Annotated in this window: 17 protein-coding genes and 3 pseudogenes; 10 read left to right on the top strand and 10 right to left on the bottom strand. The window is 73.1% G+C overall.

Annotated elements, in window-relative coordinates:
* Window positions 1-117: 117 nt before the first annotated feature.
* Window positions 118-899, bottom strand: a pseudogene (locus ACFYTE_RS17390) (helix-turn-helix transcriptional regulator).
* A gap of 327 nt (window positions 900-1,226) precedes the next feature.
* Here ACFYTE_RS17390 and ACFYTE_RS17385 point away from each other — a divergent pair.
* Window positions 1,227-2,924, top strand: coding sequence for a stealth family protein (locus ACFYTE_RS17385; RefSeq protein WP_388710422.1), 1,698 nt, complete (start codon window positions 1,227-1,229; stop codon window positions 2,922-2,924).
* A 14-nt stretch (window positions 2,925-2,938) separates the two neighbouring features.
* Window positions 2,939-4,750 carry a stealth family protein gene (locus ACFYTE_RS17380; protein ID WP_388710420.1) on the top strand — a complete coding sequence of 604 codons (1,812 nt, stop codon included), beginning with the start codon at window positions 2,939-2,941 and terminating at the stop codon, window positions 4,748-4,750.
* A gap of 49 nt (window positions 4,751-4,799) precedes the next feature.
* On the opposite strand, the pseudogene ACFYTE_RS17375 reads toward ACFYTE_RS17380, so the two are convergent.
* The 3 genes and pseudogenes from ACFYTE_RS17375 to nsrR form a co-directional block, all read right to left on the bottom strand.
* Window positions 4,800-5,150: pseudogene (locus ACFYTE_RS17375) on the bottom strand (hypothetical protein); the annotation flags it as partial.
* A 45-nt stretch (window positions 5,151-5,195) separates the two neighbouring features.
* Window positions 5,196-6,364: pseudogene (locus ACFYTE_RS17370) on the bottom strand (FAD-binding oxidoreductase).
* Window positions 6,365-6,432: 68 nt separating this feature from the next.
* The gene (nsrR, locus tag ACFYTE_RS17365) at window positions 6,433-6,876 is read right to left on the bottom strand and encodes a nitric oxide-sensing transcriptional repressor NsrR (protein WP_388710418.1); all 444 of its coding nucleotides are present in this window, start codon (window positions 6,874-6,876) and stop codon (window positions 6,433-6,435) included.
* Between the two features lie 142 nt (window positions 6,877-7,018).
* Between nsrR and ACFYTE_RS17360 the strand changes: the two genes are divergently transcribed.
* Both ACFYTE_RS17360 and ACFYTE_RS17355 read left to right on the top strand, forming a co-directional pair.
* Window positions 7,019-7,444 carry a cupin domain-containing protein gene (locus ACFYTE_RS17360; protein WP_388710416.1) on the top strand — a complete coding sequence of 142 codons (426 nt, stop codon included), beginning with the start codon at window positions 7,019-7,021 and terminating at the stop codon, window positions 7,442-7,444.
* A gap of 183 nt (window positions 7,445-7,627) precedes the next feature.
* Entirely contained in the window at window positions 7,628-8,653 is a 1,026-nt protein-coding gene (locus ACFYTE_RS17355; RefSeq protein WP_388710414.1) for a 6-phosphofructokinase, read from the top strand.
* A 48-nt stretch (window positions 8,654-8,701) separates the two neighbouring features.
* Here ACFYTE_RS17355 and ACFYTE_RS17350 read toward each other — a convergent pair whose 3' ends face one another.
* Entirely contained in the window at window positions 8,702-9,601 is a 900-nt protein-coding gene (locus tag ACFYTE_RS17350) for a universal stress protein (protein ID WP_388710412.1), read from the bottom strand.
* A gap of 535 nt (window positions 9,602-10,136) precedes the next feature.
* Between ACFYTE_RS17350 and ACFYTE_RS17345 the strand changes: the two genes are divergently transcribed.
* Together ACFYTE_RS17345 and ACFYTE_RS17340 are read left to right on the top strand one after the other, a co-directional pair.
* Window positions 10,137-10,865: a CBS domain-containing protein gene (locus ACFYTE_RS17345; protein ID WP_388710410.1), complete on the top strand. Its 729-nt coding sequence runs from the start codon at window positions 10,137-10,139 to the stop codon at window positions 10,863-10,865.
* A 244-nt stretch (window positions 10,866-11,109) separates the two neighbouring features.
* The gene (locus tag ACFYTE_RS17340) at window positions 11,110-11,760 is read left to right on the top strand and encodes a CBS domain-containing protein (protein ID WP_388710812.1); all 651 of its coding nucleotides are present in this window, start codon (window positions 11,110-11,112) and stop codon (window positions 11,758-11,760) included.
* Window positions 11,761-11,795: 35 nt separating this feature from the next.
* On the opposite strand, the gene ACFYTE_RS17335 is transcribed toward ACFYTE_RS17340, so the two are convergent.
* Together ACFYTE_RS17335 and ACFYTE_RS17330 are read right to left on the bottom strand one after the other, a co-directional pair.
* Window positions 11,796-12,512: a helix-turn-helix domain-containing protein gene (locus tag ACFYTE_RS17335; RefSeq protein WP_388710409.1), complete on the bottom strand. Its 717-nt coding sequence runs from the start codon at window positions 12,510-12,512 to the stop codon at window positions 11,796-11,798.
* A complete protein-coding gene (locus tag ACFYTE_RS17330; protein WP_388710407.1) occupies window positions 12,509-13,600 on the bottom strand; it encodes a zinc-dependent alcohol dehydrogenase family protein in 1,092 nt (363 codons plus the stop codon). Before ACFYTE_RS17330 ends, ACFYTE_RS17335 begins: the two co-directional genes overlap by 4 nt.
* 356 nt (window positions 13,601-13,956) lie before the next feature.
* On the opposite strand from ACFYTE_RS17330, the gene ACFYTE_RS17325 reads away from it, so the two are divergent.
* Window positions 13,957-14,520, top strand: coding sequence for a hypothetical protein (locus ACFYTE_RS17325; RefSeq protein WP_388710405.1), 564 nt, complete (start codon window positions 13,957-13,959; stop codon window positions 14,518-14,520).
* Window positions 14,521-14,655: 135 nt separating this feature from the next.
* Entirely contained in the window at window positions 14,656-15,315 is a 660-nt protein-coding gene (locus tag ACFYTE_RS17320; RefSeq protein WP_388710403.1) for a CBS domain-containing protein, read from the top strand.
* Between the two features lie 103 nt (window positions 15,316-15,418).
* Here ACFYTE_RS17320 and ACFYTE_RS17315 read toward each other — a convergent pair whose 3' ends face one another.
* The gene (locus ACFYTE_RS17315) at window positions 15,419-16,264 is read right to left on the bottom strand and encodes a CBS domain-containing protein (RefSeq protein ID WP_388710401.1); all 846 of its coding nucleotides are present in this window, start codon (window positions 16,262-16,264) and stop codon (window positions 15,419-15,421) included.
* Window positions 16,265-16,387: 123 nt separating this feature from the next.
* Entirely contained in the window at window positions 16,388-17,296 is a 909-nt protein-coding gene (locus ACFYTE_RS17310) for a universal stress protein (RefSeq protein ID WP_388710399.1), read from the bottom strand.
* Between the two features lie 298 nt (window positions 17,297-17,594).
* Between ACFYTE_RS17310 and ACFYTE_RS17305 the strand changes: the two genes are divergently transcribed.
* Window positions 17,595-18,584: an Acg family FMN-binding oxidoreductase gene (locus ACFYTE_RS17305; RefSeq protein WP_388710397.1), complete on the top strand. Its 990-nt coding sequence runs from the start codon at window positions 17,595-17,597 to the stop codon at window positions 18,582-18,584.
* A 79-nt stretch (window positions 18,585-18,663) separates the two neighbouring features.
* On the opposite strand, the gene ACFYTE_RS17300 is transcribed toward ACFYTE_RS17305, so the two are convergent.
* The gene (locus ACFYTE_RS17300; protein WP_388710395.1) at window positions 18,664-19,530 is read right to left on the bottom strand and encodes a universal stress protein; all 867 of its coding nucleotides are present in this window, start codon (window positions 19,528-19,530) and stop codon (window positions 18,664-18,666) included.
* Window positions 19,531-19,768: 238 nt separating this feature from the next.
* On the opposite strand from ACFYTE_RS17300, the gene ACFYTE_RS17295 reads away from it, so the two are divergent.
* Window positions 19,769-20,400 (top strand): CBS domain-containing protein (locus ACFYTE_RS17295; protein WP_388710393.1); only part of this gene is annotated, 632 nt, incomplete at its 3' end.

Genomic DNA, 20,400 nt, shown 5'->3' with positions numbered 1-20,400 from the left:
AATGGCCGAGCAGCGCGGGCCTCGTGCCCGCTGCCCACAGGGGCCAGTGGTATCCCAGGGCGAAGTTGACGGCGGCCGCGTAGGCGAGGCACAAAGACGGGAGGCCGTCGCGGCGGCTCAGCTTCCGGTGAGGTCCTGGAGCCCGACCACCCGCAGCAGTTCGAGCCGCTCGTGGGATTCGCTGCCCAGCCGGCCGACGACCGGATGCAGAAAGCGTTTGACGTCTGCGGGGCGTACGGCGACGTCATGGGCGTCCCACAGCGCGGCGAACTCCTCGCTCCTGGCCCGGAGCCTGCGCACGAGCCCGTGAGCCGCGCGTCGTCCGGGCGGCCGGCGAGCGTGGCACGCAGATGCGCCACCACCGCGCGGGCGCCCCGGCCGCGGTCCTCGACCGGGAACAGCTCGCGCGCCGCCGGGTCGGTGAAGTAGCGCCAGATGATGTTGCGTTCTGCCTCCGGGCGGGCGGATGCGTCGTCCGAGAGGGCCTGGGCCATCGCGTTCTGCGCGAGAATGTCGCCGCGGTCGGTCACGACCTGGGCCGGGGTGTCGGTCAGCCGGTCGAGCACGAGGAGGACGACGAGGAGGCCGGGGCGGACGTGGTCCGTGCTCGGCCGGTCCCGCGGCGGCTCCTCGCCGGCCAGGTGGAAGAGATGGTCACGCTCGTCGCCGGTCAGCCGCAGCGCGCGGGCGAGGACGGCGAGCGTCTGGCGGGACGGACGCGAGCCCCTGGCCTGCTCCAGCCGCGTGTAGTGGTCGGTGGACATGCCCGCCAGCTGCGCCGCCTCCTCGCGGCACAGGCCCGGGGTGCGGCGCCGCGCGCCCTGTGGCAGCCCCACGGCGGCGGGGGTCAGCCGGGCGCGGCGGCGGCGCAGGAAGTCGGCCGGCTCGGATCGGTCCACGCCGACCTGCTCGCCGGGTGGACGTCGCACTCGGTGACGAGGTCCTCGACCGGATCGACGAGATCGTCCCGCCCTGCACCGACGTCGGTCGGCACCCTCGACCAGGCGTATACGCCCCCGGCAATCCTGCGTCCTGACCTCCGGCGCCGGCCCGTCGGCGAACGGACCGCCGCCTGACCGCGTCCGTCCGCGGCCCTACCACCCCCGGTTATGAGCCGACTTCGGGCAGAGTTAATTCTCGGAGAAATCTCATACAACCTTTCGCCACGTCCATGCGTCTGGTTTACGCAGGATCTGTGCAGAGGTGGACGAAGAGGAGTTCAGAACGTGACCGTGCGTTCCTTTGCCCGGCGGATACGACCGCGAGTCGAGCGGAAGGCCGCCGAGAGGGTGTGGCAGCTGCGTACCATGCGGCGGCGCCGGAGGGCGGCGGTCACAGACCCGGTGCTGCGCCCGGTGGCGGTGCGCGGCCAGCAGTTGTACGGACGGGTCGTGACCCGGTTCTGCGCGGCCGAGGCGGCGGCGGCCAACCTCGGCCTGGTCGTGGCCGCGCTGGAACGGGAAGGCATCCCCTACTTCCTGGTGCCGGCCTCCCGTACGCGTCACACCGTCGGTGTGAACGCCGTCGACCGGGAGCGATTCCTGACCGCTCTGGAGGAGCAGAACGCGGGGAAGGCGGTGTTCATCGGCAGGCCGCTGCCCGGCGGCAAGCTCAACCATCCCGCGCTGTTCCTGGACGGGGTGCTGCCGACCGCGCTGCGCGCCTCGCCCACGCTGCGGATCGGGGAGAACCACCTCGGTCCCGCGGGCCAGTTGCTCGCCGGTCCCGAACTCGCCTGCGATGTCGAGTTCTGGGAGGACGGCGCACAACTCCTCGCCTCCCCCGAGGGACCCCGGCGACTGGCCAAGGTGCAGCCGCAGGCGTCGGAGGACATCTTCGCCGAGTCCCTGATCGCGCCGCGGAACAACGGCATCACGGACGTGCTGCCGGCCTCCGAGCAGCGGCCGGCCACGGTGCGCGTCGGCGACCGGGAACTGCCGAGCTTCGTCCCGTTCACCCGGCCGACCGTGAACGACGTGACGTTTCCCGTCGACGTCGTCTACACCTGGGTGGACGGCGAGGAGCCCCAGATGCGGGCCAAGCGGTCCCGGTACCAGGATCGCGGCACCGCCGAGATCCTGGACAAGGAGACCAACGCCTCCCGGTACACCAGCCATGACGAGCTGAAGTACTCGCTGCGTTCGCTGGCGATGTACGCCGACTTCGTCCGGCACATCTACCTCGTGACCGACGGTCAGAAGCCGCACTGGCTCGACGACCGGGTGCCGGGGATCACGGTCGTCGACCATCGCGACATCTTCCCGCCGGACGTCCTGCCGGTGTTCAACTCGCATGCGATCGAGACCCGGCTGCACCACATTCCGGGGCTGTCCGAGCACTACCTGTACTTCAACGACGACGTGTTCGTCGGCCGCCGGGTCACCGCCGAGCACTTCTTCCACGGCAGTGGCCTCATGAAGGTCCCGGTGTCCCCGCTCAAGATCGGCATCGGCAAGCCGCACGCGGAGGAGACGGCCACCAACTCCGCCAGCAAGAACGTCCGGCGCCTGCTGCTGGAGAAGTTCGGGCGGATGACGACGAACAACTTCATGCACACTCCGCTGCCGCAGCAGCGCGGGGCGCTCACGGCGATCGAGGAGCTGTTCGCAAAGGACGTGCGGCGCACCACGGCGTCCCGTTTCCGCTCGCCGCAGGACATCGCCATGACGGCCCCGCTGCTGTACCAGTACGCGCTGATGACCGGCCTCGGAGTGCCGGGCAGGTTCAGCTTCCGGTATGTGAACATCAGCCGCCCGGACGCCGAGGCGCGCCTGGCCGATCTGCGCCGCAACCGCCGCTTCGACTTCTTCTGCCTCAACGACGTCGATGTGCCGCCCGAGGAGCGGGAGCAGGTCGGCATCCGGATGGGTGAGTTCCTGGAGGACTACTTCCCGTTCCCGAGCCCCTTCGAGAAGCAGAGCTGACGGGAACGCACCCCATGGACCTACGCCATCGCTTCGCGGCGCCCACGGGCATGCGGGCCGCCCGGGACCTGTTCGTCCACCTCCGGCTCTGGCAGTCCGCCCGGCTCTGGACCCTGCGTACGGGCCGGGCGCGCCGGCGGCTGCGCGCCGCCGTCCCCGGGCTGCGCCCGATCACCTGCGGGCCGCTGCGGCTGTACGGACGCACGGTCGCCGAGTTCACCGCCGCGGATGCCGCTGAAGCCGACCGGGAACGAGTGTGCACGTTGCTGGAGGGGATCGGCGTCCCCTACTTCGTCGTCCCCGCCGACCACGGATTCGGCGCGCCGCGGCAGGTGATCGGTGTCGAGGAGGAGTACCGCGGCACGGTGCTCGACCGGGCCGCGCAGCGGTTCGCCCGCACTGCCGGGTACGTCGGCGCCGTCGGCCCGGACGGCGCCGTGACGCACGCGGTGCTGTGGGCCGACGGAAGGCTGCCGAGGGCGCTGCGGCGGGCCGCCGTGCTGCGTACCGGCGTGGTGCGCCTCGGCCCCGCGGGGCAGGTGCTCAGCGGTCTTGAGACCGGCTGCGACATCGAGTTCTGGTGCCGCGGCCGGGACCTGGGCGCCGCCTCGGACCCCGCCTGGCTCACCGTGCCCGGCGGCCGGCTTGAGGACGTCTTCGGCACGGCGCTCGTCGCCCCGCGCCGCAACCCGGTCTCGGAGGTGCTTCCGGCGGCGGCGCTGCGGCCGGCCGCGGTGGCGGCCCGCCGCGGCAGCGTGCCGACGTTCGCGCCGTTCGCCGAGCCGGGCATCGACGAGGTGCGCTTTCCCGTGGACGCCGTGTACACCTGGGTCGACGGGGACGACCCGGCCATGGCCGAGAAGCGCCGCGCCCATCAGGCGCTCTCCGACAACCCCATCGCCCCGCGCGAGACCGGCGCCTCCCGCTACACCAGCCATGACGAGCTGAAGTACGCGCTGCGCTCGTTGGAGATGTACGCCGGGTTCGTCCGGCATGTCTACCTCGTGACCGACTCCCAGATCCCCGACTGGCTGGATCCGGAAGCGGCGGGCCTGACCGTGGTCGATCACCGGGACATCCTCCCGGCCGACGCCCTGCCCGTTTTCAACTCGCACGCGATAGAGAGCCGACTGCACCACATTGAGGGGCTGTCGGAGCACTACCTCTACTTCAACGACGACGTCTTCATCAACCGGCCGGTGCGGGCCGAGCACTTCTTCCACGGCAACGGCATCGCCCGCATCCCGCTGTCCCCGTTGAAGCTCGGCGTCGGCGCCCCGCATCCGCTGGAGCCGGCGCCGAACTCCGCCGGGAAGAACGCCCGTGAGGTGATCAGACGCTTCCACGGCAGATACATCACGCACAAGTCGCTGCACACCCCGCATCCACAACTGCTGTCGGTGATGCGTGAGATGGAGAGCCTCGGGATCGAGGAGCTGCAGCAGACCTCCTACTCGCGCTTCCGCTCCATCACCGACGTCGCTCCGGCGTCCACCCTGCACCACCACTGGGCGATCGCGACCGGCCGGGCCGTCCCGGCCGACTACCGCTTCCGCTACATACAGCTGGGCACACCGGACATGCAGCGCCGCCTGGACCGCCTTGCGGCCGGGGAGGACATCGACTTCTTCTGCCTCAACGACGTGGAGACGCCCCCCGAGGCCAGGGCCGCCGCCCAGACGGCCATCCGCGCCTTCCTGGAACGCCGGTTCCCCTTCCCCAGCCGCTTCGAGGGTGCGTCACGGCCCCTGTCGCAGCTGATCGGGCCCCGTGCGGCACCTCGCCCGCAGCGGGCGAGGCTGGAGGACGCGCGGCGCCACGACTGACCTGCCCGTGCTCCCCGCCGGCTCACCGGCCGGCGGGGAGCGCCGCGTCTCAGGCAGCGAACGCGCTGACGCCGAGGGCGATCAGCGCCGCCACCTTGGCCACCTCAAAGGCCACGTAGACCAGGTGGGCGCGGGAGCGCGGAAGGGTCTCTCCCGCGAGCACCCGGTCGGATCGGCGGTTGAGAACGGGCCGCACGGCGGCGAGTTGCAGGACCAGCAGGAGCACGGCGGCGGCCGGCACGACCACCGGGACGGGCGGGCCAAAGGCGGCGAGCGCCGACACGACGACGACGGCCAGCGCGGCCTCGACGGTGTTGAGCGCCCGGAAGACGATACGGCCGATACCGAGTCCGATCGGCACGGTCACTCCCGGAGCGCGGAACTTCAACGGGGCCTCAAGAGGCCCCGCCCCGGGCCGGCGGGGTCCGGGACCGCCCGGTCTCTCCTACGAGGCGGCGAGCCAGAGGTCCGGCCCGAACACCTCGTAGTGGATGTCCCGGGCCGGGACGCCGCGGCGCAGCAGGTCACCGCGCACGGACCGCATGAACGGCAGCGGGCCGCACAGGTAGACGGTGACGGCCTTCGGCAGTTCGACGGCGTCGAGGTCGGCCAGTCCGGTGGCCGCTTCGGGCTCCTGACCGTCGGGCTCCTCGTACCACAGGTGCAGCCTGGCGTCGGGCAGCGCCTGGACCAGGTGCTTCAACTCCTCGCGGTGGGCGTGATCGTCCGGTGTGCGATCGGCGTGCACGACGGTGACGGGCCGGGGCGATCCGCCGGCCGCCAGGTGGTTCAGCATGGACAGCACGGGGGTGATGCCGATTCCCGCGGACGCCAGCAGCAGCGGTCCGTCGCCGGGGCGCAGCGTCAGGTCTCCGAACGGGGCCGAGACAGTGAGCGTGTCGCCGACGCGCGCGTTGTCGTGCAGCCAGGACGAGACCTCACCGTCGGGCAGTTCGGCACCGCTGACGCGCTTGACGCTGATCCGCCACTGCGGGCGGCCGGGGGCGCAGGAGAGGCTGTACTGGCGGATCTGCCGTGCGCCGTCCGGCAGTTCGACCTGCACGCTGACGTACTGGCCCGGCCGGAAGGACGCGCAGGGCCGGCCGTCGGCGGGCCGCAGGGTGAAGGAGACCACGTCGGCGGACTCCTGGTGCCGCTCGACGATCGTCATCTGCTGCCATGTCTCGCCCTCGGCCGCACCGGCTTCGGCGTAGAGCCGGCTCTCGATGGCGATCAGGGCGTTGGCCATCAGCCAGTAGACCTCGTCCCAGGCATCGGCCACCTCCGTGGTGACGGCGTCGCCGAGTACCGCGCCTATCGCCGTGAACAGGTACTTGTGCCGAGGGACGCATGCTTGTTCGCGATGCGGGCGAGCATGGCGTCGGGGCGGGCCTCGGGGTTGGCCAGGAGCAGTTCGGCGAAGGCGGCGATGGAGCCTGCCAGCGCCTTTCTCTGCTCGCCGTTGGCCTGGTTGCCGCGGTTGAACAGATCGGACAGCAGTTCGGGATGGGCGTCGAACAGCCTGGTGTAGAAGACTTCGGCGATCTCACCGATGGCGGCGCCGACGACGGGCAGGGTTGCGCGGACGACGGGCGTGGACTGCTCGGAGAGCACAGTACCTCCATTAATTTGCATATCAGATTCCAATTTTTGGGCGCGGGTGCCCGCGGTTCACTGCCCGGTCACTCGGGGCGGGCACCGGCGAGTCCGACCAGCACCGGACCTGTGGGCGAGGCCACCAGGTCGGAGACGGTCAGCGGGTCGAGAGCGGCGTAGAACGCCTCCTGCGCGGCGCCGAGCGCCCGGCGCAGCCGGCAGGCGCCGCGCAGCGGGCAGGGCGGATCGCCCTCACAGGCGACGACCTCGCCCTCCCCTTCCAGTTCGCGGACCAGCCAGCCGACCGATGCCTCACGCCCGCGTTCGGTCAGCGCGAGCCCGCCCCCACGCCCGCGTCGGGCCTCGACCACGCCGAGATGCTGCAGCCGGGCGATCGCCTTCGCCATGTGGGCGTACGGTACGTCCACGACCTCCGCGACCTCACGCGTGGTCAGGGCGTCACCCCGCGGGGAGACGGCCAGCCGCATCACCGCGCGCAGCGCCAGGTCCGTGAACTTCGTCAATCGCACATGCGGCACGCTAACAAATGCGCATGCTAGATTCCAATTAAAGGCCGGGGGTCTGCCCTGTGGCATCCGCCACGTGCCGGGAGCCTCCGTCCGCCATCACCCGGCCCCGAGCGGGCACAGACGCACCGGACGCTGACGACACATGGCTGAGCCACACCACGACCCCTCCCGCTCCACCCCGAGCACCGTCCCGGTTCCGCGGGTGCTCCACGACACCAAGACGCTCGCCGGCCTCGATTCCGCACGGACCGGAGCGCTGTGGCGACTGGCCGAGCCCGGACGGCAACTCGACGCCAATCTCGTCCGCCTCCCGCCGAACGGTGCCATCGACCGCCACGTCGAGCCCGACCTCGACGTCCTCCTCCTCGTCGTCTCCGGGGAGGGCACGCTGACCACGGCGCAGGAGCACCAGCCGCTCACCGAAGGCTGTCTGGCTTGGCTCCCCCATGGCTCCGGCCGCAGCCTGGTCGCCGGCGAGGACGGCATGACCTACCTCACCGTCCACCGCCGCCGGCCCGGCATGCGGATCCTCGGCCCGGCCGCACCGGGCACCGCTCCCCCGTCCTGACCGGCGAGGCGGGTGGCTGCCGCCCGCTCGGGCGGGTGGGCGTGTGCCCCGCCGGCCGCGAACTGGTCACGCCCAGCCGGTGGGGGGACGCTGAAAAGGGCGGAGGCAACCGGCACCGGCGACACTCTCGCCCGCCGGGAAGCGGCGGCCCGGGACGGGGTGACGGACGCAAGGGAGACAGCCATGAAGGTCGGCATACTGACCGGTGGCGGAGACTGTCCCGGCCTGAACGCGGTGATCCGCAGCGTCGTCCGCAAAGGCGTGCAGAAGTACGCCTTCGAGTTCGTCGGACTGCGCGACGGCTGGCTCGGAGCGCTCCGCAACAGCGTCGTCCCGCTGGACATCTCCAGCGTGCGCGGGATCCTCCCGCGCGGCGGGACCATCCTCGGATCCTCCCGCACCAATCCGTTCAAGCACGAGGACGGGGTGCGCCGCGTGCGGGACACGCTCGCCGCGCAGCACGTGGACGCGCTCGTCGTGATCGGCGGCGAGGACACCCTCAGCGTGGCCGCCGAGTTGAGCCGCCAGGGGATCAGACTGGTCGGCGTGCCGAAGACCATCGACAACGACGTGTCCGGCACCGACTACACCTTCGGCTTCGACACCGCCGTCGGCATAGCGACCGAGGCCATCGACCGGCTGCACACCACCGCCGAGTCGCACATGCGGACGCTCGTGGTGGAGGTGATGGGGCGGCACTCCGGGTGGATCGCCCTGCACGCCGGCATCGCGGGCGGCGCCAACGTGATCCTCGTCCCGGAGCGGCCGTTCGACATCGACGAGGTGTGTGGATGGGTGCGGAGCAGATTCAAGATCAACTATGCGCCCATCGTCGTGGCGGCCGAAGGTGCGGTCCCCAAGGAGGGGCAGATGGTCCTCAAGGACCACGCGGTGGACGAGTTCGGCCATGTACGGCTGTCCGGAGTGGGCGAGTGGCTGGCCCGGGAGATCTCGGAGCGCACGGGCACGGACGCCCGTACCACCGTCCTCGGTCATGTCCAGCGGGGCGGTACGCCGAGCGCGTTCGACCGCTGGCTGGCCACGCGGTTCGGGCTGCACGCCGTGGACGCGGTCGAGGCCGGTGACTTCGGCGTGATGGTGGCGCTCGACGGCACCGGGATCGTCCGCGTTCCGCTGGCCGATGTCACGGGCCGGACGAAGAAGGTCGATCCGTCGCTGTACGAGGAGTTCGAGGTGTTCTTCGGCTGACCGCACGGCGCCGCGGGCGGGCCCGGGTCCGGCGACGGGCCCTGGAGATCATCCGGCGTACGGAACGACCGCCACGGGACAGTGCGCATGGTGCAGCACCGCGTGGGTGACCGGCCCGAGCCGGCCCCCCGCGGTGCCGGGACCGGCACCGGAGCCCACGACGAGCAGGCCGGCCCGGCGAGCGGCGTTCAGGAGCGCCTCGGCGGGGTGCAGCAGCACGACATCCGTGCGGACCGTCACCGCCGGGTACCGCTCCCGCCATCCGCGCAAGGCGTCCGACAACTCCAGGACCTCCTGGTCCTCCCAGGTGGCACGGTCCTCCTCGGTCACGAAGAGCGTCCGCGGGGACACCGACTCGGCGGGCAGGGCCCAGGCACGGACCGCCCGCAGAGCCGCCCCGCGCGCCTGAGCGGCCGAGAACGCGAAGTCCGCCACCGGGCCGGCGGGACGGTGCGGGTCGAGGCCGACCACCACCTGGGCGGCACCGGGCGCCGGGCCCGTCCCTCCCCCGTGGGCACCGGCGGACGGCGCGGGCACCAGCACGACGGGGCAGGGCGCCGCTGACGCCGCCGCCAAGGCCACCGAGCCGACCGCGAGACCGTCGAAGCCGCCCGATCCGCGCGTCCCGACGACGAGCAGCGCGGCGCCGCGGGCCGCTGCGGCCAGTGCAGCCGCCGCGGCGCCGTCGGTCTGCTCGCCCCGCACCTCGATGTCCGGGTACCGGCCGCTCAGGTCGGCGACCGCCCGGCGGAGCATCCGCTCGCCCACGTCCTGCAACGTCTCCGCGGCCAGGACGGGCACGCGGTCGCCCGGAAGCGTGGGCGGGACTGGAGAGACGTGGACGAGACTCAGCGCGACCCCTCGCAGCACGGCCTCCCGGGCCGCCCAGTCGGCTGCCTCCAGGCTCCGCCGGGAGCCGTCGACACCCGCCAGCACAGGGTGACTCACCGTGTCCTCCTTCGCCGCGGACTCCGCACTGCGCGGACACCGTACGGCCCGCCGTCGTCGACGGCCGTCGGTCCACTGTTCCACGAGTGGGGCCGCTCAGTCCGGCCCGTGGGCCGACCGGCCCCGAAGCGGGGCCCGGGCGGCTCACCTGCGTCCCGTCGCTGCCTGGCACGCTTGACCCATGAGCCCCGCGTGCCGCCATCTGGGGGACGGAGGGAGCACCATGCATCGCCGCACCGTCGATGACCTCATGCCCAAGGACGTCGTCCGTGCCCGGCGTCCGGGGCCGACCTGCTGCGCAGGTGCGCCGCCCAGGCCGGACGGGGCCGGAATGTGAGCGCCGCGCGGCCTTCCCCCTCGGATCGTTCGCGGCCCGCCACCGGCCGTACCGCCGTGTGAAGCGGTCTCGGCAGCCCGGCCGCCGACCTCGGCGCCCTGGAACAGCTGCCGCACCGGCTGTCCCGACCGGTCTGCGACGTGCCCCAGTCGGCGCAGACCGCCCTGACCCGGCCCGCACACGCCGAGGAGGCCCGCCATGAAAGCCACGAGGGTCGGCGCCGTGATGACCGAGGACGTCGTGACCGCCCGGCAGAGCACCCCGTTCAAGACGGTCGCACGCCTGCTGGGCGAGCACCGCATCGGCGGGCTGCCGGTGATCGACGAGGACGACAAGGTCATCGGTGTGATCTCCGAGACCGATCTGATGAAGCATCAGGTGCGCGCGCCGGGATCGGAGGGGCGCCTCGATGCCTGGACGCGCCGGTTCCGGCGCGGTGCGCGCGAGAGCGCCGCCAGGAGCCGGGCGCGTACCGCCGCCGGGCTGATGTCGGCACCCGCCGTGACGGTGCCCGCGCAGGCCACCGTCCGCGAGGCGGCCCGGCTGATGACACAGCGCGGCGTCGAACGGCTTCCCGTGGTCGACGAGGAGGGCCGGCTCGTCGGCATCGTCACCCGCCGCGACCTGCTCCGGGTCTTCCTGCGGTCCGACGACGACATACGCCGTGCCGTGCGGCGCGAGGTGACCGCCGACGCCCCGTGGCTCGCCCCGCACACCGTCGAGGCCGATGTGTACGACGGCGTGGTCACCCTCACCGGGCGGGTGGAGCGGCGTAGCGACGCCACGGCGGTGGTGGCCGTGACCCGCCGCCTGGACGGGGTCGTCGACGTCGTCGACCGCCTCACCTACCGGCTCGACGACCGGCACGCCCACCCTGCCGGACCGACCGTGCGCGGCACGGGCGAGGACCGGCCGCGCGGACCGTGACGGGCGCGCAAGGCCGGCGCCGTCGCGCGAATGGGGCCGATCGGCACTCGTCGGCGGACCGTTTCCGTGGTGTGCTGGAGGTGACGGGAAGGAGCGTAGGCGACGCGGGGAAACGGCTCGCGGCCGTGCACCGCGCAATCCGGATCCGCGAGAAGCGGGTGGCCCTTCCCGTCCCTTCGTGCCGGCTCACCCGGCCATGCCGGCCCACCCGGCGATGCGCGCCGAGAACCCCGAGGAGGAGAGCATGGAGGGCAGCCCGCACCGGGTGGGTGACGTGATGACGCGCGCCGTCGTCGCCGTGGGGCGCGAGGCCCGGTTCAAGGACATCGTGGGACGCATGGAACAGTGGCAGATCAGTGCCCTTCCCGTGGTGGAGGGCGACGGCCGGGTGATCGGCGTGGTCTCCGAGGCGGATCTGCTGCCCAAGGAGGAGTTCCGGGACGACGACCCGGACCGGCGCACCCAGCAGCACCGCCTTTCCGACCTGGCCAAGGCCGGGGCGCTGACGGCCGAGCAGTTGATGAGCACCCCTGCCGTCACCGTCCGCGCCGACGCCACGCTCGCCGAGGCCGCGCGCATCATGGCGCTGCGGCAGGTGAAACGGCTGCCCGTGGTGACCGCCGAGGGTCTGCTCGACGGCGTGGTCAGCCGCGGGGACCTGCTGAAGGTCTTCCTGCGTCCGGACGACGACCTCGCCGACGAGATACGCCGCGATGTCGTCGACCCGCTGTTCCCGGCACCGGTCGAGCCCGTGCACATCACGGTCGCCGACGGCGTCGCGACACTGACCGGATGCGTCCCGGACGGCAGCCGGATCCCGCTGGCCGTCCGCCTCGTACGCGGCGTGGAGGGCGTGGTGAGCGTGGACTGCCGGCTCACCGCGGCCGACGCATAGTCCCCACCGGGCCGTCGGCACGCGGGAGTCGGGGCTCAGACGGTGATCCGGCGTCCGGAGACCGTGAAGGGACGGATGCGCACCCACAGATTGCGGGAGCCCCCCGCCCAGGGCGCGCTGTACGCCCGCTGTGTCAGCCGGCGCTGCTCCTGCGGGTCCGTCACCACACGTGCGGTTCCGCGGGCCAGCACGCTCCAGCCCTGACTGAACGCCTCGTCGATGTGGTCGACCTCGAAACCCACCTGGCGGCCGTCGCCCAGCGCCGGTGTCGCGCCGCGCGCGGTGCGGAAGACGATCGCTTCGTCCACGACGCTGTAGTTGACCGGTACGATCACCGGCCCCGAAGAGGTGGGAACCGCGATCCGCCCCACTCCGTGCGACGCGAGCAGGGCCCGGCACTCGCCCGGGCGCAGTTCGGTGAACTCCGGGGACCGTCCGGCGCGTCCGGTCCCGGCCGGCAGGGCCGACTGGGCCGCCTGGTCCGCCTGGTCCGCCTGGTTGACGGTGCCGCCGCTCAGATCGGTGACGGTGGTCTCCAGTGCCTCGGCCAGCCGCAGCAGCGCGCCCGTGCTCGGCGTGGCGCCGGGATGGTTCTCCAGGTAGCCGAGGTAGCTGGTGGCCATGCCCGCCCGCGCGGCGGCTTCCCGTCGGCTCAGGCCGACCTGTATCCGCCGCGCGGTCAGGCGGCGGCCCAGATCGCCCACCGGCTTCGCGGGCGCCGTGCCCGTGCCGGTCCTCGTCCGTTCGCTCATGTTCCGTCGAGCCCTTCAGGTCGGGCCGTGGGAACGGCGAGTTCGTGCTGCTCCCCGTCCAGCACCACCTTGAGCGCGCCCGTGTCGGCCGCCCGGGAGAAGACGTCGTAGGCCTCCTCCATGTGGTCCAGCGGGAAGGTGTGGGTGACCAACTGGCCGGTCGGCAGCCGGCCGGCCGCGGCCATCCGCAGCAGCGTGGGCGTCGAGTAGGTGTCCACCAGCCCGGTCGTGATGGTCACGTTCTTGCTCCAGAGGTGTTCCAGGTGCAGCGTGGCCGGCCTGCCGTGCACCCCGACGTTGGCCACATGCCCGCCGGGGCGGACCATGCGGGTGCACAGTTCGAAGCTCTCCGGCACGCCGACGGCCTCGATCACCACGTCCGCCCCGAGCCCGTCGGTCAGGTCGGCGACCAACTGGGCGGGGTCCTCACGGCCGTCGGCGACCGCGTCGGCGCCGAACCGGCGTGCCGCCTCCAGCCGGGCCGGGGCCAGGTCCACCGCGATGATCCGCTCCGGTGCGAACAGGCGTGCCGTGGCGATCGCGGTGAGCCCGATGGGACCGGCGCCCACGACGGCCACGGTGTCGCCGGGACGTACGCGCCCGTTGAGCACGCCCACTTCGTAGGAGGTCGGGAAGATGTCCGCGAGCAGCACGGCGTCCTCGCTGCGGACGGCGCCCGGCAGCGCGTGCACGGACAGGTCGGCGTAGGGCACGCGCACGTACTCCGCCTGAGTGCCATCGATGAGATGCCCGAGGATCCAGCCGCCGCCACCCAGGCACTGGCCGTAGCCGCCCTCCCGGCAGAACCGGCACCGGCCGCACGAGGTGATGCAGGACACGAGCACCCGGTCCCCCGGCCGGACGGTACGCACGTCGCTGCCGACCTCGACGACCTCGCCGACGGCCTCATGGCCGAGCACCGTCCCGGAGTGCACCTCGGGCACGTCCCCCTTGAGGATGTGCAGGTCCGTCCCGCAGATCGTGACGGCACCGACCTTCACGATCGCGTCGGTCGGTTCCTTGATGTCCGGATCCGGGACGTCCTGCCAGGACGCCTGTCCGGGACCGTGGAAGACGAAGCCTTTCATGACGCTCCTCACCTCTTGGACCTGTCGCGGGGCCGGGTCCCGGCGGATACGGCCGAGGCCGCGGTTGCGGACCCGGCACGGTGCCGGTACCGCCCCGCAGGTTTCAGCTTGTGCGGCGCGCGGGGGCCCGCGCTTGGGCCGACCGGCCCTGGCCTGCCGCCGGTCCGCCCATCGGCTGCGTCGCCCACCGGGGCGGCCGCACGCCGGGACCCATGGCCCCTTTGCCGGCGCGGGAGATGGGCCGTCCGCCTGCCGGCGGGGCTCCATCGGCCCTGGCAGCGGCGACTGCGTCAGGCGCACCGTCGAGGCAGCACCACGACGAGGCGATGAGGCGACGAGGAGTGAGGTGTTCCGCGATGAGCGCGACACGGCGGCTGTGGCGGTGGCGGAGCAATCCGCTGCGGCGGCGCGAAGACATCGTCGAGGCATGGATCGTCCTGGCCGTCTGGGTCGTGGTGGTGGTCGGCGGTGCGGTCGCCGGGGCGGTGACCGCACACGCCGCCTCGGACATGCTGGCGCGGCAGCGTGCCCACCGGCATCCCGTCCGGGCCGTCCTGCTCGCCGACGCTCCGCCCGTGACCGCCTGGACGGCGCGCGGCCAGGTCCGGGGCTCCGTGCGCTGGACCGCGCCGGACGGCGCCTCGCGTACGGCGTGGACGCAGGTCGACGCGGGGCTGAAGAGCGGCGCCGGGGTGGTGGTCTGGCAGGACGACCGGGGCCGGCTGACCACGCAGCCGCCGGGCCGTGCCATGGCAGCCGTCGCAGCCGGTCTCTACGGCACCGCGGCCGCGTGCTTCGTGGCGGCCCCGGCGGTGGGTGCGGGAGCCCTCGCGCGAGCACGGCTCGACCGGCGCCGTATGGCCCGTTGGGACCGGGAGTGGGAGCTGATGGGCCGCCGCCGGGGTCCGAGGGCGGCCTGACCGGTCCGTCCCCCAGGCTCTGCCGCCCGGCCCGAACGGCCCGGCCTGCGGGCCGGGCGGCCCCTGGCACGCCGGCCGGCACCGGGCCACGCTGGAAGTGGCACACCCGCCCGCGAGTGACCCGACGGAGTCATCATGTACGGCGCTCCCCACATCGTCAGTGACGTCATGACCCACACGGTCGCCGCCGTCGGCCCCCGGGCCCCGTTCAAGGAGATGGTGCGGCTGATGCGGGACTGGAGGGTCAGCGCACTCCCCGTGATCGAGGGCGAGGGCCGGGTGGTCGGTGTGGTCTCCGAGGCCGATCTGCTCCCGACGGAGGAACTGCGCGACGACCCGGATGTGGGCTACCTGCGGCTGCGCCGACCCGCCGACCTGGCCAAGGCCGAGGCGGTCACCGCGGCCGATCTGATGACCTCGCCCCCGGTCACCGTCCGGGCCGACGCGACCCTGGCCGAGGCGGCGCGCGTCATGGCGCGCGCCCGGGTCAAGAGGCTGCCCGTGGTCGACGACCTCCAACTGCTGCAGGGCGTCGTCAGCCGATCCGACCTGCTCAAGGTCTTCCTCCGCGAGGACGACGACATCGCCGAGGAGGTGCGCCACGAGATCGTGTCGTCTCTCTTCCCGCCGCCGTCGGCCGTCCGGGCCGAGGTGAGCGACGGAGTCGTCACACTGAGCGGCACGGTCCGCGACACCGCCCTGCTGCCCGTCGCCGCCCGCCTGGTGCGGGCCGTCGAGGGCGTGGTGGACGTGGAGTTCGACCTCGCGCGGGAAGGCGACGCGCCGCGCCGGTAGCGGCGCCGGGTCTGCGGCGCTCCTTCGGATTCGGACCGGCGCTCCTTCGGACCGGCGCCGGTCCGACGTGCACCCGCGCCGGGGGACGCGGACGCCCGGGGAGTCAGCCGGCGGTGAGCAGGTTCTTCACCTCGGCGACGTCGGCGATGTTCTCGACCTCCGCCACCAGGCGGGCCGTGCTGGCCGCCGGCATCCGTCCGGTCAGCTCCACGATGCCGTCGTGCACGGCCACCTCCACCGCTTTCCGGTCGGCCGGCGGACAGCAGGCTTCGAGCCTGGCCTCGACCTCCGCCCGTATCGCCGCGTCGTCCCTGATGAGGGCCTGGAGCAGCGCGTTGCGGCGCACGACGCCGACCAGCCGTCCGTCGCGGTCGGTGACCGGGAGCCGCTTGAGCCGGGACAGGGCCGCCAGCCAGGCGGCCTCGGCGACACCCGCGCCCGGGAGCACCGTGATCGCGGGGCTCGTCATCAGATCGGCCGCGGTCTCGCCGTGGGCCTTTCCGTGCAGCCGCCGCTCGCGCAGTCTGCCGATGGGTCCGGGTCGGTGACCGGACGTCTCGAAGGCGACCTTCGCCAGCAGATCGGACTCCGAGACGACGCCGACCACATGGTCCTGGGCGTCCACGACCGGGGCGGCGCCGACCCGCTCGCGTGCCAGCAGCCGCGCGATGTCACGGAATGCCATGTCGTCGCGCAGGGAGACCGCGGGCACGTCCATCACGTCCCGCACCAGCACGTCCCGCGCCGGCGGGGCGGCGGAGCCGGGCGGAGCGGGGTGTGCCTGTTCCGCGAGACGCGCCTGTCGGGCCGCGGCGCCGGCCACCGCGCCCAGGTAGCGGATGAGCATGTCCTGCCGTTCGGTCTCGCCGGGACTCCAGGGACGGGCGGGCCGGGTTGGCCGGGTTGGCCGGGAATCCTTCTCCGCGTGGAAGTTCTCCTGCTCGTTCACGACAGCCTCCGGACGCCGTCGGGTCGCCTACCGTCCCAGTCTTCCGCTCCCCCGGTCCCTGCCAAGAGCCGAACGGCCCTGGTGCAACGGCGTGGCGGCCCTTGGCGCAGGTACTGACCGCGGTCACGGAAAGTCCGGTACGACGGCCACGGGGCACAGGGCGTGGTGCAGCAGCGCGTGCGCGACCAGGCCCAGTTGCAGCCCTCCGTCACCGTTCCTGCGCCGTACGCCGAGGACCAGCAGGTCCGCGGTGCCGGACCGGTGGAGCAACACCTTGCGCGCCGGTCCTTCGAGGACGCACCGGTGCACCCGCACCTGCGGATACTCGCTCATGGGGTGGCGCAGCACGTCGTCGACGAGCGCGGACGCCTGCTCCTCACAGGCCGTGGGCGTGACCGCCCGTTCCTCGTACCCGTGGCCACGGGTACCCACGAGCAGGGAATGCCGGGCGGCCTGGTGCGCCGGACAGAGCCAGGTGCGGACCACGTCGAGGGCGCAGTGTCGCGCCGCGGCCTCGCACAGCGCGAAACGCGCCGCCTCGCCGCTCGTTCCCGGCTCCCCGACCGCGAACACGATCCGCTCGTGCGTGCCCGCGACGCCCGCCGGCTCGCCGCGGACCACGATCACCGGCCCGTCCGCGTGGCCGGCCACGGCCAGTCCCACCGAGCCGAGCAGCAGGCCCGGTATCTCGCCCCGGCCTCGGCAACCGGTCACCACGGCGGTGGCGTTGTGGCCCTCGCGCAGCAGCGCGTACACCGGGTCCTCGTCCAGGACCACGGATTCGACCCGGACCGCGGGGGCGCGGCGCAGGGCGCGCGCTGTCGCGGCCGTCACGATCCGGTCGGCGGCGGCAGGCTGGACGGACCCCGGGTCGCCGGTCGAGGGCATGTCGCCCTCGTACTGCTCCCAGAGCGACGCGTGGACCAGCCGCAGGGGCAGTTCCGCGTGGCGCACCGCCTCGTCGGCCGCCCAGTCCACCGCACGCAGGCTGGAGTCCGATCCGTCGACGCCTACGACCAGGGGCAGACGCATCACCCTCACCGCCTCTCGTCGGGCCGCGCCCAGCGCGGTAGTCCCCCGTTCCTACGCTCGCACGTACCCGGCCGCATCCGCAGAAGGAGGGCGCTCCCGCGCACCGGGTCCGGGCGCGGGCACGAGGCCCGGATGGTCCACTCGTCCCCGCGTCGGGTCCGGGCGGCCCCTGCCCCGCCCGGTACGCGGCCCACACACTGGAGGCGGGAAACATCCACGGAGAACTCCTCCGCCTGCCGTGCGCGGCACGGGCGCGGTCCGGGCCGCAGCCGGCCTTCCCAGCTGAAGGGTGGCCGCCGTGACCGCACACTCCCTGGACCCTCACGCCGTCACCGCTCTCGTCGCGGCGGCCACGGCGGCGCCCTCGCTGCACAACGCGCAGCCCTGGAGGTTCCGCTTCCTGCGCGACAGCGGCGTCCTGCGCCTGTACGGCGACCTGCGGCGCGCCCTGCCGCGCACGGACCCGGAGCAACGAGGTCTGCACCTGGGCTGCGGTGCCGCGCTGTTCAACCTGCGTGTGGCCGCCGCGGCCGCGGGTCGGGCACCGGCCGTGCGGCTGCTGCCCGACCCCGACGACACCGAGCTGCTGGCGGAGGCGGACCTGCACCGCGCCGCGCCCCGCGACGAGTCGCTGGCCCCGCTGGAGCCGGCCATCCGCCGCCGCCACTGCAGCCGTCTGCCCTTCCGGGCCGAGGAGATCCCGGCCGCGGTGACGGAACGGCTGTGTGACGCGGCCCGCGCGGAGGGCGCGCAACTGCTCTTCCCGAGCGCCTGGCATGTGCGGTCGATCCTGGAGTTGGTGCGGGACGCCGAGGGCCGGGAGGCACTCGACCCGGACATGCGGGGCGAGACGGCACGGTGGGCTCGGACGGAACCGCCGGACGGCGCGGAGACGGCCGACGGCATCCCTGCCGAGGCGTTCGGCCCCCGCCCACGGCAATGGACGGCGCCCGTACGCGACTTCGCCGTCGGTCGCTCGATGCCCGGGCGCCGCTGGGCGACCTTCGAGGACAACCCGCGGATCGCCCTCCTGGGCACGGCCGGCGACCTGCCCGCGGACTGGCTGCGCGCCGGGCAGGCACTGGAGCGCGTGCTGCTTCGGGCCACCACGGACGGGCTGGTCGCCTCGCTGACCTCCCAGCCGCTCGAATGGGAAGAACTCCGGTGGGTGGCCCGCGACCCCGTCTCGGCCATGGCCCATGTGCAGATGGTGCTCAGGCTCGGTTACGGTCCCGAGGGCCGGCCGAGTCCACGCCGACCGGTGACCGACGTGCTCACGGTGGTCTGACCCGGTCTTTCCCGCGCGGACACGGGAAAGACCGGGACTGCCCGGTGTGCTCCGGACCGGGACTGCCCGTGCGCTCTCCCTACCGTTGCGGCACGATCGCGACCGGACACTGCGCGTGGTGCAGCAGCGTGTGGTTCACCCGGCCGAGCTGAAGCCCGAAGTGGCCCGCTGCCCGGCGGCGCGCCCCGACGATCACGAGATCGGCGGCCGCGGACCGGTCCACCAGGACCTTGCCTGCCGGTCCCTCGGGCGCCGCACGCCGGGTGCGGACGCCCGGGTACTCACCGACCGCGTCCGCGAGCGGCGCGTCGAACGCGGCGACGACCCGTTCCTCGCTGCCGTGTGGCCATGGCCCGGGCCCGCTGGGCGTGTCGCGGGCAGGCGTGCGCCACGCATGGACGACGTCGAGGACGCACCCGCGGGCCTCGGCCTCCCGGAAGGCGAACCGCACGGCTTCGGGTGTCGTCTCGGCGCTTCCCAGACCGAGCAGGATCCGCTCGTGCGTCCCGGCGATGCCCGCGCGGTCGCCGCGGACCACGATCACCGGGCACGGGGCGCGGGCCGCCACGGCCAGACCGACCGACCCCAGCAGCATCCCCTTGAGCTGACCACGGCCGCGTGACCCGGTGACGAGCGCGAAGGCGCCGTCGCCGGCCCGGACGAGGGCGGCGGCGGCATCGTCCGGCAGGACGTCGGTGGTGACCTTGACCTCCGGGTTGCGCCGCTCGGCGCGTTCGGCCGCGGAGGCCACGAGATGCTCGACCAGCACCTGTTCGGAGGGGCGCCCCGAGCCGGCCGAGGGCATGGCGCCCTCGTAGCGTTCCCAGAGGGACGCGTGGACCAGCCTGAGCGGAACGCCGTGGCGGAACGCCTCGTCCACCGCCCAGTCGACCGCGAGCAGGGACGAATCCGATCCGTCCACGCCCACCACCAGAGGGAGTGTCATCTTCCCCACCGCCTTTCAGGGGAGGCCGGGTGCCGTGGCGCAGGGGCCGTTTTCACCGTCGCACCCCGTACTGGAACGGTACGAGGGGTCCTTCGGCCCCTTCCGGGGGCCTTCGGCCCAACCGAGGTGCGGGAGCCGCGCAGTCCCCCGGTGTGGGCCACCCGGCCCATGCCGTCCTGGGCGTGCTGACCGAGCCTGGACTGTGGGACGACGATTCCGAGCAGCCCGGGAGGTCGAGATGACCGGCCGTCGCTACGCCGTCAGTGATGTGATGACCCGCAAGGTCGTCGCCGTCAAGGCGAAGGCTTCCTTCAAGGACATCGTGCGGACCCTGCGCCAGTGGGGGGTGACGGCGCTGCCGGTGCTGGACGACGACCGACGGGTCGTCGGCGTCGTCTCCGAGGCCGATCTGCTGCCGAAGGAAGAGGTTAAGGACGGCGATCCGGCTCCTGTCACGCGGGCGGCGGACGGTTCGGCCGCCGCCAAGGCGGCCGCGGTCACCGCGGACCGGCTGATGACAGCACCCGCCGTCACGGTGGCCGGGAGCGCGACATTGGCCCTGGCCGCCCGGATCATGGCCCGCAACGGGATCAAACGGCTGCCCGTCGTGGATGCCGCCGGCGTGCTCACGGGCATCGTCAGCCGGTCCGATCTGCTCAAGGTGTTCCTGCGGGACGACGAGGAGATCGCGGAGGAGGTGCGCCGCGACGTCGTGGGGCGTCTGTTCGTGGCTCCGCCCGAATCGCTGCGGGTCGAGGTGCACGACGGTGTCGTGACGCTCACCGGCCGCGTCCGGGACACCACGCTCGTACCCGTCGTGGCCCGGCTGGTGCGCGGGGTCGAGGGCGTGGTCGACGTCGACTGCGCACT

Origin of the sequence: Streptomyces sp. NPDC004629, from assembly GCF_042873595.1 — a bacterium.
In the GTDB taxonomy this organism is placed as follows: Bacteria; Actinomycetota; Actinomycetes; order Streptomycetales; family Streptomycetaceae; genus Streptomyces.
This window is presented reverse-complemented; position numbering and strand designations above follow the sequence as displayed.